We start from the raw sequence: 13,612 nt of genomic DNA, 5'->3' as shown, positions 1-13,612 counted from the left end.
CATATCAAAAAGGAATCTGAATGGCTCTTGCAGATTGTAGCCTGGACCAGTTCATGCAAGATCGAATCGTTTCCCCTTAGTCCAGAGGTCTTCGAATTTAGCCTTGAAACGCTTTGTATATGACTCATCATGGATTTGCGTCATACCGAGACTGGTACCCGTATCGATCTGGTCTTCAATATCAAGGAAGAGGGTCTTTGAATCAAAGATCACGAAATCATGCTCAGTTTCCAGAATTCTTATTTCCAGGAACTCCTTTAAGTGGTCCTTTACTGATCCATCTTCAATTGGATCAACAAGTTCTTTTATTGACGGCAACAGTTGAGAGTGGGAATCCAGTATCTTAACATGAATTCCACGTTGTGCCAGATCTAAGTACGCCCTGCTGAATATCGACATTGAATCATCATATTGATCAGATACTCCTGGCTTATACTTAAGGGGAGTAACAACACATATTTCGTGCTCAATATCCTCAAAAAATGAAGTAACTGTCTCTTTTAGTTCATCATCATGGAACTTGTCGGGCCAGAATATTGTTTCAACATGCTTTGGTGAATCGTCATTGGAAAGTTGCCGTTCGATCTCATCAAGTGCTTCCCTGAGTAGTTTGAGCTCATTGAGTGCTTCCTCTTCTCTTCTTTTGTACATGAGTTCAAAAGCGATCTTCAGATCAACAGTTCTGTATTTTCGTGGCCTTGAAGGTTTTATCTCCACAAGGCCATACTTGTTCAGATTCCGCAAGATCTCATAGATCCTTCCAATGGGAACCCGTGATAACTGTGATAATTTACTTGCTTCCAGCTCTCCTTTTTTCAAAAGCGTCCAGTAAACGGTGCTTTCATATTTGTTCAAACCGATATTTGCAAGCAACTTTTCATCCATCTTTTCACTACTTCTGAGTTTATCGCAAAGTAAAATTGTTATGTATTCTGCGTGATATTAAGAATCACTGCTTGAACATATAAAATTATAATTGTCAAAAAGTCATATTGACTTTATTATATATCCATGTCAGGCAAAATAAATGATGAGTACAGGGACAAATATGGAATCGCAATCACCAATCTTTGAGATATTTGATGGATTACCCAGACAGGGTCCGGGTAGTAATGAATGTACTGAAAAAGCCTTTAATATGCTTTCTTCCCTTCCAGCAGGCACTAAGATCCTTGATATTGGATGTGGTGCAGGCATGCAGACAATACATCTTGCGAAGATCTGCAAGGATTGTCACATCACTGCAACTGACATTTACCAGCCTTTTCTGGACAAACTGATGGAGAATGCAGCTAAAGAAGGAGTTGCAGACAGGATTACCACAGTTTGTGCTTCCATGGATGAACTTCCCTTTGAAGCAGGAGAATTCGACGTGATCTGGGCAGAAGGCTCCATCTTTATCCTTGGTTTAGAAAAGGGGATCAGCTACTGGAAACAGTTCCTTAGTAGTGGTGGCTATATGGCAATTACAGAGAACACATGGTTCACGGACGAACCTTCTCTGGAAGTTGTTGAATTCTGGCAGGAAATATATCCTGGTATAATGAACATACCTGACACTGAGAAAGTAATCACAGCAGCAGGATATGATGTCATTGACCACTTTAAACTGCCAGTTTCAGTCTGGCATGAGTTTTACGACCACCTTGAAAAAAGGGTCGATGATATCGGCGATAAATATAAAGGGAACACCGAAGCAGAAATGATACTTGAATTTAACAGAAGAGAGATAAAACTCTTCAGGGAACGCCCGGATGAATATGGTTATGCATTCTACATTTTTCAGAAGAATAAATAAGAACGGTATTTAAAAATGTATATGCGTAGTGACTTGCTCATAAAAGCAGGTCATATTTATACGCAGCTTGCCATTACTTCTGTATCATATTTTTTATGCTATCATTTTCGTTCAATGAGTTGCATGATCAGGGACCACAAGAGATAAATGTATTTATCATCATTATTCGTGATGGATGGGAACTATTAACCTCTGGTTTCATTATCTCTTCCTTACTTGGTCCCATCAATATCCATAACGATAGCTGCATTTTTAGCTGCCGGGTTCTGTTGTATGGTTCCAAAGCTGAGTTCAATTGATCTGGGATAAAGTCAGGTCATGTGAAATATATAATGAATAATAGTTAGGAATAAGTAGAACATGTCTGATAATTTTGACGTAAAACTGGACAGTAAAAACTATTATCCTGATCCATCAGCAAAGGAAAATTCCTGGATACAGGATTATGAAAAGATTTATAGTGAATCTCTTAAGGACCCTGAAAAGCACTGGGACAGTGTTGCAGAAGAACTTGGTTGGTTCAAATTACACTATAATGTCATTAATAATAAATTTCAGGAGGTATCAGTATGGATGAAACTTTGATAAAGGACATAACAGCAAACCCGGCTCCATTGGGATTGATGGGATTCGGGATGACCACGGTATTACTTAATTTACATAACACAGGACTATTCGGACTTGGGTCAATGATCCTGGCTATGGGCCTGTTCTATGGAGGGATAGCTCAAATGATAGCAGGCATTATGGAGTGGAAAAAAGGCAACACCTTCGGGACAACAGCATTCACTTCATACGGAATGTTCTGGCTTACTCTTGTCTTTATAGTCATAGCACCTCAATTTGGTCTGGGAGAGGCTCCAGGCGCGCTCGAAATGGCTGCATACCTGTTCATGTGGGGACTGTTCACTTTTGGAATGTTCATAGGAACTTTCAAAGCTAACAGAGCCTTACAGATAGTTTTTGCAACATTGACATTGCTATTCCTGCTGCTGGCAATAGCCGAGTTCACAGGATATGGGTCCATAAAACAGTTTGCTGGTTACGAAGGTATCTTCTGTGGTTTTAGTGCGATCTATCTGGCTCTGGCTGAAGTGATCAATGAAAAATTCGGTAGAACGATTCTGCCACTGGGAGAATAACAGGAAAGCTAATGATATATTCAAGGGCAAGCTCTCTTAAAAGCTTGTTCTGTTCTCTTATTTGCAAACAAAGTTCCCAAAAATACCACATTTATATACTGCTCTATAGCACACTTGCAGTTATACAAAATATATAACATAAGTATAAGTTTGATCTGAAACTCTAATCAAATATGGAGATATGTGATAACGAAAAGGAGTTTATGCACTGTAATAGTGAAAATTACACCCGTATAAGCTCTTATTCTGACAGATGGTTACGTATCAGGAAATACAACCGTCATACTGGTGAGACTGTCTTCATGTATTTCTCACTTGACGAAATAGCATTCATCCAGAAAACTGTTTCATCTTTCCTGAATAAGAAAGAACAGACAAACAATGAAAACCAGGATTCATCTCATGTAAGAATCCAACATGAGCATCAAGACCTGCTATATTAAAGGCTCTTAGGCATTCAGCTTCAAGGAGAGCATACATAGTTAAGCATAGCATTAACCATGCCCTCTGCTCCTGTTGCTCTCCGGCTCGAATCAATCCATGATTCAAAATAAAATTCATCTGGAATTATCAGGCTCTACTCGCATTACCGCTGTCGTCAAAGAGGACGAGGTCGGCATGTCCGAACCCCTTTGAGAAGTCGAGAACAGACATCATGGTCATACGGATGTGATACAGGATCATATTGGGGTCGGGGAAGACCTTGTTACCGTCGTTGTCGGTTATATTCGCAAGTTCTGGCGTTTTTTCAAGCAACAGGCGGTGAAACTCCCTGGCCACTGCTTCGTCGTTCACTCCTTCGGCGTATCCGGCCAGCGAAATACCGCATCCATCTACGAATCTCTCATAGAAAGGCCAGATGGCGATCGAAACTCGAGGGTCACGTGCTATGTTCTTCGCCTTCGAAGTGTATTTGGAGGTTTCAAAGTAAATGTCTGGTCCCATATTCACGAAGCTGACGGTGTTCACCTGTGGCCAGCCATCTTCCCGCACGGTGGAGATCGCCATATCCTTACAGGACGAGACGATCTCGATGATCTTCTCATGCAATTCGTCAGTCATCTCATTGATACCATTTGAATAGGTTTCTTTCTGTATTGATCCACGGCTTTTCTTAGTTTCTGGTAAATTGCCAGGCATTCCCGCACTCTCCTTGAAGTAGCATGAGTAACATGCATATACTTGCACATTATAAGGTTGTTTTTTATATTCTATATTATTTATGAAACATTATTACTGAATAAGCTAGCAGTGTTCTCTTTTTTAATTAAGTGATATATGAATAAAAGGGGAATAAAAAAGAGGTTCCGTAATGTTTGTACAATAGCGATGCTTATTCAAACATCTTCGATTATATGTAATGCGATGTACCTATAGTGGGAGGAGTCTTGAGATCAGTCTTCTTCTTTTTCCATGATCTCTTTGATCTTTTTATCTTCCCAGTTCTTTCCGAATTTACTCACATTGATTCCCTGTATCACTACAAAGATCCCCCATCCGATGATTGGCCATTGGACCCACCAGTTTCCTCCATCAGAATAGTCAATGAAAAATAATAGGGCCATGATCACCAGGTATAGTATCAGATGGTTGTAGAAGTTCTTAAGTTCCTTTACCCGTGCCTGTGCACGTAATAATTTCGTGTCTTTCTCTTCCACTTAATATCGCCTCTCCATTTTATACTATGAAGGATTGATTAATTAGTATTTTGGAGGTGGCAGATAGAAAACTTAAATGAACCAGATTAATACAGGTTCGAGGTCTATGAAGTACAGGGCTCGGAAAACCTGATAATCGTTGATATATTCAGGGATGTGGTATCTCGTAAAAATGCCATTCTCAAAAACTATGTAGTATAGTTGATGGATTGAAACTTTCCACGGATCCAATGGATCATTTATTTGTAGTCACCTTGTGATACCATATCAAACTTCGATCTCATCCCCATATTCCATGATGGTACATTCAATACCCATTTTCTCGACCTCTCTCTTGAACAGTTGATCATCTGCAGGATAGAAGTTCCTTTGCCATAAGAGATCATTATTGTAATGGCAGGGTATCACTTTTTTAGGTGCCATTGATCTCACGGCCTCCAATGCTTCCTCCTGATCCATGCTCATCCCTCCACCAATAGGGATCATCAATATATCTGGTTCTAAACCCTCCCATTCTTTTTGAGGAAGCGAGTCTCCCAGGTTGACAATGATCTTATTATCAATTGTTATTTTAAATCCCATTGAACCGCGAGCAAAATCAATGTCATCCTTTTCAAGCTTTATCAATCCAAATAATAGTTTGATCGTGCCATGACTATGAACCTGTTTTTCTGCTTTAATGTCTACCAGGCCAAATAATAATTTAGCTTCTAAAGGACCGTGTACTACTTTCAATCCTTTGACTTGAAAGTCCTTTAGATCAATAACCTCGCCTACATCAATTGATCTAACTGAATCTATTTTTTCAGAAGCAATATCTTCTGCAAGTTCTTCATGGCAAATGACCTGTGCTTTTGACTTTTTTGCCATGGGAACCGTGAAAACAAAGTGATCGGGATCTCCATGAGTGACTAAGATATGAGTAACTCCTTCCCATTCTGGTCTGGGAATTAAACTGTTAAGTTTATACCAGAGCAGATCTCTACCTGGATCAATTACAATTTTTACTTTTTTATTCTCGATAGTAAAAGAATTGTAACGATAATATTTAATTTTCATAGTACTCCCCCATAATTACTCGATCACCACTGTACATATAATTGTTGCAATTATTTAAAATTAAAAAAGTCACAATATCGTCTACCGGCAGTGGTAAACTTTTAGTCAATTCACCCTCCTTCAAGCCTTAGAGAATCCCATCTTCTTCCATTAAGAACAGGACACAATCAACCATCAAACCAAAACCTGATTCAAAACCCATACATGACCGAACTTGTCTTCAAAGACCGCATTTTTTACATTGATCTCTTTGTATTCGGTAATTGGTTGAATTGATCTGCCACCCATTTCCAGTGCTTTTTCGTAGAGACTCTCGATGTCTTCAACAGTCAAACTTATCCACATAGCACTGCTCATATCACTGTTAGGCGAAAATAGGTCATAGTCCTTATTTTCATTCAACAACCTGATCTCTGTACCTGCGATTATCAGAATGGCTTCATTAAGGTTCTTTTCCATATCGGTCTTTGACAGGATCATAGCTCCAAACAGCTCTGCATAGTGATCAGCTGCACCAATTGCATCCTCAACTACCATGTCTATTTCCAATTTTATTTCATCACCTTCGATCTTCTACACACAGCCTTTTTACAGATCAACAACCAGAAACCCAGGGGAGATCATAATTGTTGAACAATGTCAATGATCATGCCTGCAGGATCAGTTATCATGAAATGCCTTTGTCCCCATTCTTCATCCTTCAAATGATAAACTATAGGAGCTCCTGATCCTTTTAACCTATCGTACTCAACTTTAGCATCGTCAACCTCAAAAGAAAGTACGATTCCCTTTCCTGAGAATGGTTCATTCAAAAAATCTGGTTGGTTTTCCAGGTCAGGCAACATAAATGCAATCTCTATTCCTGATCCGTTCCTGAGATGAATATACCATTCAGCTTCAAAGATAACCTCAAACGCAAAATATTCGGTATAGAAATCTTTACACAACCCGATCTTATCTGTTATTGTGACCGGAAACAAATTATTGATGCCCATATTTATACCCCGAACTCAACTGGGGACCAATTCCATATATAATTGCCGTGAAAACAGAATGTAAATGCAGAGGGAAAATGTAGAATTCAGAACAGCTCTTCCACACATTCCCTGAGATTTCGATATGCACGGGTATTTGCGATGTTCTGTGGCCCCGTAGCGAAAGCTTCCAGCATTGAGCGGTAATACCACTCCTGTTCATTCTTAGGTGCATTGAACTTATCCCAGAAGTCTTCTCCATTCATCCTTAGCTCGCTGAGAAGGTCCCTGATATTGGCAAGTTTGTCTGCACATGAGAGGAGTTTGATCTCACTGTCAGCCATCTCCATCATTCTTATGGTGTGTTCCTTCCTTTCTTTCCAGGTCTGTACCTTTTCACAGGTCGCGGGCTCTCTGAGCTCTTCAGGCTCGGTTACAGCATCCACATAGTCAGCAACCTGCTGACCGTATTTATCTGCTATTGTTTCAATGTCTACATCGGTATCTTCGACAACATCATGGAGCAATCCTGCCATAACAAGTTCAATGGATGCATTCTCTTTGAGAAGCGTGGACGCTACATCCATTGGATGCGATATATACAGAGTCCCTGATTTCCTCTGATCGTATTTGTGTGCACCAACGGCAAATGCGAAGGCATCAGCAAGTTCTGCCAGGTCTGCCTCCTTGTGTAGCTCATACTTTTCCTGAAGGTCATTCAACTGTATCCTGTAGTTTGCCATTCTTACGTGTTCGTAAACGGTCAATTTGCCATCTATCTCTGTTGCTATCATCCTGTAAGCATCGCTGGCCCAGATCTTTCTGAAGGGATCCTCTGACAGATGATCCATATAGCTGAAAAGTTCAGGTGTCTCTATGGGTTCGGGAACATCGATTGTATAGATAGTGATCCCATTTCCTTTTTTTTCAGTATTGCTGCAATACTGGCTGATAAGCTCGCGTATTTTCATGATGATAACTCCCCTACCGATGTGTACAGGCTTTTGTGCTGACTTTACAGGTCTTTTGAATATATAGGATACTAGGATACTAATATATCAATCATTAGCACAACGTATATTATGCTGGATCATTTACATCGCAATCTCCGCTGAATAGCTGAATATGAGGACTTACAGAGAGAAATGTCCTTTTGTCTGTAACTCTGTGTTCGTGGAGAAAGAACTGAAGACGTCAATGTCAATGTGGGAGGTATGACAGGTTTGAGATCACGGGTAGTCCTGGGAGTATTGGGTCCTATTATCTGGTTGCTTTCCGGATTTCTGACCATACCGTTGATCGTTGCCCTGTATTATGGGGAACCCCTGCATATCTTTGTCATTCCTTTTGTCAGCGCTGTGATCATTGCTTATATTTTGACATTATTGTTCAAAAGACAGAAAGATGAATGGAATCTAAAGGAAGGATTCTTCATTGTGGCATCGACCTGGCTCATTGCAGCACTGCTTTACTCCTGTCCTTACATGCTTGAAGGCGTACCCCCGATAAATGCCCTTTTTGAATCCATGTCCGGAGTGACAGCTACAGGAGCGACTGCGCTTCCTGATATAGAAAGCCATAGCAAAAGCCTGCTTTTCTGGAGAAGTCTGACCCAATGGCTAGGAGGTATGGGGATTATCATGTTGTTCGTTGCGATCCTCCCAAAACTAGGCGTTGCTGGGAGACAGATGTTCCGTGCAGAGGTACCGGGCCTTCAGGAGGAGAAACTTCGTCCGAGGATAAGGGAGACAGCCAAGATCCTGTGGCTCGTCTATATTTTGTTGTCAGTTGCAGAATTCATTATACTGATGATCGCCGGATTGACTCCGTATGATGCTATCACCCATACATTCACATCCATCTCATGCTCTGGTTTCTCTCCTTATGCTAACAGCATAGCAGCTTTCAGTGACCCCCTGGTAGAGGGGATATTTGTTGTATTCATGTTCCTTGGGGGAGCAAACTTTGCCCTCCATTACAAAACGATACATACTGACAGAAAAAGCCTGATAAAGGACCAGGAATTCAAGTTCTACTTTTTGATAATCGTATCTGCTACTCTTGTTCTTGTCTATGAGCTCTTCAGAGCCGAAGTCTATTCTATCACCGACGCTTTCAGGTACAGTATTTTCCAGGTCATTTCTATTCTGACAACAACAGGCTATGCAAGTGTGGACTTCAATCTCTGGCCGGATTCTCCCAGATTCATACTTTTCCTTCTAATGTTCATAGGAGGCTGTGCAGGCTCCACATCAGGCGGAGTGAAAGTGGTGCGTTTGCTCCTTCTGCTAAAATACACAAAGAAGGTCCTTCTCAATGTGATCCATCCAAAAGCTGTCATACCGATTCGCTTTAATGGTAAAAAAGTTCCTGAAGAGATCATCCAGTCCATAGTGTCCTTCCTGGTGATATATATCCTCATATTCACTGCCAGCTCAACCCTGCTTTCCATGATGGGGATGGATTTCATTACCACCCTTAGCGCTTCCATTGCAACACTTGGAAATGTCGGACCGGGTCTTGGTCTAGTAGGACCCATGGCCAGTTTTGATAACATACCTGACCCCGGGAAGCTGATCCTCATCGCCAATATGTGGATTGGAAGACTTGAGGTCTTCACAGTTATAGTGCTGCTGACACCGGCTTTCTGGAAGCATTGAAGGATAATTTGGTTTATGGTCTGATGATATTCAGAGAAAAGAGATGGAGGCAAAATACCTCCAGTTAATTATTTCTATTGCTTCCTGCGCTTGAAGAAGAAGGCCAGACCCAGTATTGCAGCTACTGGGAGTGCAATTGTCGGGAACTCTGGTATTTTTTCCTCACGGACGAGGCCCGCATCCCGTGTATAGTCATTTGTATCACAGAGATTCCCGAAACTATCAGTTTCTCCACTTGAAGGATTTGCATCACTATCCAATGTATCATCTGCTCCTGCATGGGGAGTGGTGAACACCCAGCCGGAAGGAGAGATGAATTTCACATAGAATTCTTCATTACAGGCTTCTCCGTGGTCTATATCAAAACGATAGTATCCATTGGAAACTGTTGTAGTAGAATAAGCCAGTGATCCGGTGCTATTATAATGAAGCTCCACTGATACACCTTCAATGCCAGGTTCACCTGCATCCTGTATGCCATTACGATTCATATCTTCCCATACAAGATCCCCTATGTTCTCGGCAGTGGCATTTCCTATAAGCAGTAACAAAACTGACAGAAAAATAAAAATGGAAAGTATCATATTTTGTTTGATTCCCATACATATTCCCCACAATTAAAGAAATCATTCCCTTCGCCTCATTAGCACAAATGCAATACCAATAACTGCAATTACAGGTAGTGCAATTGTCGGGAACTCAGGTATTTCTTCCCTGGGAGTCCATGTTTTTGTAAGTGTATTAGATGTTCCGAACTCATTGGACACCGCAACAATGGTATCGACACCAGCATTATTTCCCGTGTATGTGAAAGATGCCTGTCCATTTCCATCCGTATAGTAGGTACCACTAGTCTGGGGATTGAACCCATATACTTCAAATGTCACACCCCAATCCTCTCCTGCATTATTACCTGCATAGTACAAAGTTGCTGTAACAGTATGAGATGTTCCAACTTCGTTAGTATCAGTGTCTTGAGTTAGAATTATATTGTACAATGCCTCTCCATTGGCAGCAGCATTCCCTGTAAATATCATTAGAAGTATCAAGGCCACGCCCATATAGAATATCATATTTTGTTTAATACTCATTTTAATTCCCCCATGATCAAACAAACTACTCCATTCTCCTCTTGAATATGAATGCCAGACCCAGTATTGCAACTACAGGAAGTACAATGGTCGGGAACTCTGGAATCACTCCGTTACTATCGCAACCGTCCGGTACTCCATCCCCATCTGAATCAATTGAGTCATCAAACCCTTCACAAATATCGCAGACATCTCCTACACCGTCTTTATCCTCATCCTCTTGGCCCGGGTTGGATACAAATGGACAGTTGTCATCAACATCATCCCATCCATCCGAATCTGCATCATTCTCATGGCCTGTTGACGTTCCATAATAACTTATCTGGAACTGTATGCTATCCCCCTGGGATTTACCTATTTCCTCAAATGGGATTTTGAACTGGTATGTTTTATGTTCCCAGTTTACTCTGTTTGTGTATTCAAAAGTACTTGTTCCCCAGTCTTTCATAGCATTGCTTATTCTGAATTTCTTAACACCATCCGGGGTGCTTATATGAAGTTCTGCCCAATCTCCATCAAGGTCCAGAGTGTTATCTCCTGTGGCATCCAGATCAACGACCAATTCTTCAGATGTAGCTGAAAATGTTGCATAGTATGTACTTGCAGGATGACTTGAGGCTGGAACTAAATACTGAGAAAATGTTTCTGGTCCACCAAGTGTATATTCATAACCTTCCAGGGGCCACAAAAATGGGACACCAAATAAGTCTTCTTCAATACCCGTTAGAACCAGACATGTTCCCGAATCGGACCAAGAAATTTCGATCGTACGTGACGCTGCATCTATTACATCGTAGTCTGCCTGTGCAAGCTTAGCAGCGTTCAGTTCAGTGTTAATACTTTTATCCATAACGCTGAGGGGAACTTTCCCATTAAGAAGTGCCCCATCTAAATGAGCAGTGTCAGTTCCGCTCTGTGTCAAACGAACTTCTGTAGTAGCAAAAGGCAATGCTATCATTTTTGTAGTGTATCGATGATCAGGATATGACTGACTTTCAAACTCCTCCTCTCCGAACAGCTGCCAGTTGTTCCCATCATAGACTTCGATTGTTATCGTGGCACTTGCAGTTCCTATCGTAATCAATGTCAGAACTACAAGTAAACAAATTGATTTTAATTTCATTTCAGTGACCCCCATGAACCCATTATTCTCTGATCTTGATGTGCTGGTATAGTTTCTCTTTAGAACTGATTATAGACTTTGCGAAACTATGTTCCGGAACATTATTATTTGAAAAGTTAACGGGGTTAATTTGATAGGGGAACTGTACAATTGCATGAATAAAAATAATAAGATCAAGAACACTCTATGCCAGATGATCAATAACGAAAATCACTGATCTGTTCAGCCAGATGGAACAACATCATCGCAATATCCTCAGTAGTATCATCCTCTCAGTTACTTTTACCTTATAGCTATCCGTAAAATACGGCCGATTTAATTTTCAGAAGGAGTAAGCTCTGCAATCTGACCCTATGCTTTGTTGAATGCGATCTCATGGGTCATGCTTTCTTAATTCCTTATATGGTCTTCTTCGTCATCCTGGATGTTTTCCAGAATGTCTCTTTCCATTTTTTGAAGGGAGTTTCCCGAATCCCAAAGAAAATTCTGTGCTCTTAATGACGGTATATCTTTTTGATGTTTTCTGAAATGCTCCCCTGTGGCATTAATAAGAGCTAGCAGTATCCCAAGTCCCATGAACACGTATATTATGGTAAAGATCTTCCCCGAGTCTGTAACCGGCACGAGGTCCCCATAACCTATCGTTGTCAGCGTCATCACAGAGAAATATAAAGAATCAAGCCATCTCCATCCTTCTATCAAATGATATGCAATAGTTCCAAAAGCAAGCGTGATTATAGCAAGCATAAAAGTGCTTCTGAATTCTGGCTCTTTGAGCATTTTAAAGAGTGAACTGAAGAATATAATGAATGGCAGGATCAATGGGAGCATAGTTCTCTATTTCTCAATTCTTTCTTCGCATGCAAATACTATTCGCTGTTCTTGTCAGATCGCCTGATACACATGATAACAGCAAAAAGATCATTATTCTCTCCAGTGTTCCGGTTTGTTCAAAGCATCAGCACAAACGACCCTACCTTTGATTCTATTGACAGCTTTTGAACTCAGAGGATAGACCATCCATGCACCTGCATGTTCTTCGGGTATAGGATAAGGTGCTGCAAACCCCATACTTCCGGCATCTTGCTTGAATCCATATCGTGGGTAATAGCTTTCATGGCCCAGAACAAAGACCATTTCAGCACCGTTTGCTTTTAACTTCCTCAAGCCTTCATTGATCAGCATCCCACCTATTCCCTGCCTCTGATATTCGGGTTTAATTGCCAGAGGTGCAAGAAGATAGATCAACGGAGATCCATTGTTTCCATCAATAGTTGCTCTTGTAAAAAGAATATGTCCGACTGCTTCGTCACCCTTGAAAGCCAGTAAGGATATGATCGGCTCTGCGCTTTCGTCTTCAAGAAGCTGAGATACCAGATTTGCTTCCTTCTCATAACCAAAAGCTTCCTTTTCGACTTGCATTACATCATCAAAGTCCGATCTTTCTGCATCTCTTATCAGAATATCATGCATTGTTATTGTGTCCCCTTGAAAATTATTACAAGCATAGCCAGTATAATTTCAATGTATTTACTACTATGTGTGCTTTTTTCTTCAGGACATTTTAAGCAATGCTTTTAAATATCAAGACCTCAGTAAATGCCTTCCGTGGATATGTCGACAAGACATAACTCTAAGGAGGCTCATCATGCAAAAACCAGAAACTCATATATTTGTTTGCGCAAGCACAAGACTAAACGGAATGGTAAAGGGCGTATGCGAGAACAAGAAATCACATAACCTTGTAGGAATGTTTGCCGAAGAAGTAATGGACAGGGACCTGGAAGGTGAAGTGATGGTCACTGCCACCGGATGTGTGGGTCTTTGTGAGAAAGGACCTATAGTAATGATCTACCCTCAGCAGATATGGTATGGCGAGGTCACCGCAGGTGATATCGAGGACATACTTGATGCAGTTGAGGAAGGCGGAGTCGTAGACAGACTGCTCATATCATAAGAACACATACGTTAGCCAAGGTTGTTCGATTTGGTCGAATGACCCACTTTTTTCATAATCTCAAAAGTACTCTTGCAGGGCATTTGGTACAAAAGTTAGTAAATATACTGATTCTGAATTGCATAATAGTCCAGTTATCCTATTTATCTG

17 protein-coding genes and 1 pseudogene are annotated in these 13,612 nt (G+C 40.9%); 5 read left to right on the top strand and 13 right to left on the bottom strand.

The annotated features are described in order from the left end of the window. Positions 1-51: 51 nt before the first annotated feature. Positions 52-885, bottom strand: a complete 834-nt coding sequence (locus V7O63_RS09615) for a helix-turn-helix domain-containing protein (protein WP_340818271.1) — start codon at positions 883-885, stop codon at positions 52-54. Positions 886-1,048: 163 nt separating this feature from the next. Between V7O63_RS09615 and V7O63_RS09610 the strand changes: the two genes are divergently transcribed. From V7O63_RS09610 to V7O63_RS09600, 3 genes are all read left to right on the top strand, one after another. Then, positions 1,049-1,798 carry a class I SAM-dependent methyltransferase gene (locus tag V7O63_RS09610; protein ID WP_340818268.1) on the top strand — a complete coding sequence of 250 codons (750 nt, stop codon included), beginning with the start codon at positions 1,049-1,051 and terminating at the stop codon, positions 1,796-1,798. Between the two features lie 360 nt (positions 1,799-2,158). Then, positions 2,159-2,383: an acetyl-coenzyme A synthetase N-terminal domain-containing protein gene (locus tag V7O63_RS09605; RefSeq protein ID WP_340818267.1), complete on the top strand. Its 225-nt coding sequence runs from the start codon at positions 2,159-2,161 to the stop codon at positions 2,381-2,383. Further along, positions 2,368-2,940, top strand: a complete 573-nt coding sequence (locus V7O63_RS09600) for an acetate uptake transporter (protein ID WP_340818266.1) — start codon at positions 2,368-2,370, stop codon at positions 2,938-2,940. The genes V7O63_RS09605 and V7O63_RS09600 overlap by 16 nt, the downstream gene beginning before the upstream one ends. A gap of 330 nt (positions 2,941-3,270) precedes the next feature. Here the strand turns inward: V7O63_RS09600 and V7O63_RS09595 are convergent, their stop codons facing one another. From V7O63_RS09595 to V7O63_RS09565, 7 genes are all read right to left on the bottom strand, one after another. Beyond that, a complete protein-coding gene (locus tag V7O63_RS09595; RefSeq protein WP_340820832.1) occupies positions 3,271-3,420 on the bottom strand; it encodes a CRISPR-associated endonuclease Cas1 in 150 nt (49 codons plus the stop codon). Positions 3,421-3,510: 90 nt separating this feature from the next. After that, entirely contained in the window at positions 3,511-4,080 is a 570-nt protein-coding gene (locus tag V7O63_RS09590; RefSeq protein WP_340818265.1) for a pyridoxamine 5'-phosphate oxidase family protein, read from the bottom strand. A gap of 254 nt (positions 4,081-4,334) precedes the next feature. Then, positions 4,335-4,598 (bottom strand): 2TM domain-containing protein, encoded by a 264-nt coding sequence (locus V7O63_RS09585; protein WP_340818264.1) that lies wholly within the window; start codon positions 4,596-4,598, stop codon positions 4,335-4,337. A gap of 267 nt (positions 4,599-4,865) precedes the next feature. After that, positions 4,866-5,657 carry an MBL fold metallo-hydrolase gene (locus V7O63_RS09580; RefSeq protein ID WP_340818263.1) on the bottom strand — a complete coding sequence of 264 codons (792 nt, stop codon included), beginning with the start codon at positions 5,655-5,657 and terminating at the stop codon, positions 4,866-4,868. A 174-nt stretch (positions 5,658-5,831) separates the two neighbouring features. Next, complete coding sequence (locus V7O63_RS09575; RefSeq protein ID WP_340818262.1) at positions 5,832-6,206, bottom strand: VOC family protein; 375 nt, start codon at positions 6,204-6,206, stop codon at positions 5,832-5,834. 71 nt (positions 6,207-6,277) lie between these two features. Beyond that, complete coding sequence (locus V7O63_RS09570) at positions 6,278-6,652, bottom strand: VOC family protein (RefSeq protein ID WP_340818261.1); 375 nt, start codon at positions 6,650-6,652, stop codon at positions 6,278-6,280. An 86-nt stretch (positions 6,653-6,738) separates the two neighbouring features. Continuing rightward, the gene (locus V7O63_RS09565; RefSeq protein WP_340818259.1) at positions 6,739-7,602 is read right to left on the bottom strand and encodes an HD domain-containing protein; all 864 of its coding nucleotides are present in this window, start codon (positions 7,600-7,602) and stop codon (positions 6,739-6,741) included. A gap of 252 nt (positions 7,603-7,854) precedes the next feature. Here V7O63_RS09565 and V7O63_RS09560 point away from each other — a divergent pair, with 252 nt between their 5' ends. Beyond that, positions 7,855-9,291 carry a TrkH family potassium uptake protein gene (locus V7O63_RS09560; protein WP_340818258.1) on the top strand — a complete coding sequence of 479 codons (1,437 nt, stop codon included), beginning with the start codon at positions 7,855-7,857 and terminating at the stop codon, positions 9,289-9,291. 74 nt (positions 9,292-9,365) lie between these two features. Here the strand turns inward: V7O63_RS09560 and V7O63_RS09555 are convergent, their stop codons facing one another. The 5 genes and pseudogenes from V7O63_RS09555 to V7O63_RS09535 all read right to left on the bottom strand — a co-directional run bounded on the left by V7O63_RS09555 (position 9,366) and on the right by V7O63_RS09535 (position 12,978). Then, entirely contained in the window at positions 9,366-9,842 is a 477-nt protein-coding gene (locus tag V7O63_RS09555; protein WP_340818257.1) for an SdrD B-like domain-containing protein, read from the bottom strand. A 75-nt stretch (positions 9,843-9,917) separates the two neighbouring features. Continuing rightward, positions 9,918-10,382: a PEF-CTERM sorting domain-containing protein gene (locus V7O63_RS09550; RefSeq protein ID WP_340818256.1), complete on the bottom strand. Its 465-nt coding sequence runs from the start codon at positions 10,380-10,382 to the stop codon at positions 9,918-9,920. 43 nt (positions 10,383-10,425) lie between these two features. Continuing rightward, positions 10,426-11,505 (bottom strand): annotated as a pseudogene (locus V7O63_RS09545) (hypothetical protein); the annotation flags it as partial. A gap of 390 nt (positions 11,506-11,895) precedes the next feature. Then, positions 11,896-12,285 (bottom strand): potassium channel family protein, encoded by a 390-nt coding sequence (locus V7O63_RS09540; RefSeq protein ID WP_340818255.1) that lies wholly within the window; start codon positions 12,283-12,285, stop codon positions 11,896-11,898. Between the two features lie 144 nt (positions 12,286-12,429). Then, complete coding sequence (locus V7O63_RS09535; protein ID WP_340818254.1) at positions 12,430-12,978, bottom strand: N-acetyltransferase; 549 nt, start codon at positions 12,976-12,978, stop codon at positions 12,430-12,432. A 175-nt stretch (positions 12,979-13,153) separates the two neighbouring features. Here V7O63_RS09535 and V7O63_RS09530 point away from each other — a divergent pair, with 175 nt between their 5' ends. Further along, entirely contained in the window at positions 13,154-13,462 is a 309-nt protein-coding gene (locus V7O63_RS09530; protein WP_340818253.1) for a (2Fe-2S) ferredoxin domain-containing protein, read from the top strand. Positions 13,463-13,612 lie beyond the last annotated feature (150 nt).

The sequence above is a fragment of the Methanolobus sp. WCC4 genome (assembly GCF_038022665.1).
Lineage (GTDB): Archaea > Halobacteriota > Methanosarcinia > Methanosarcinales > Methanosarcinaceae > Methanolobus.
The sequence above is the reverse complement of the archived record's forward strand: the minus strand, read 5'-3'. Positions and strand labels throughout refer to the sequence as shown.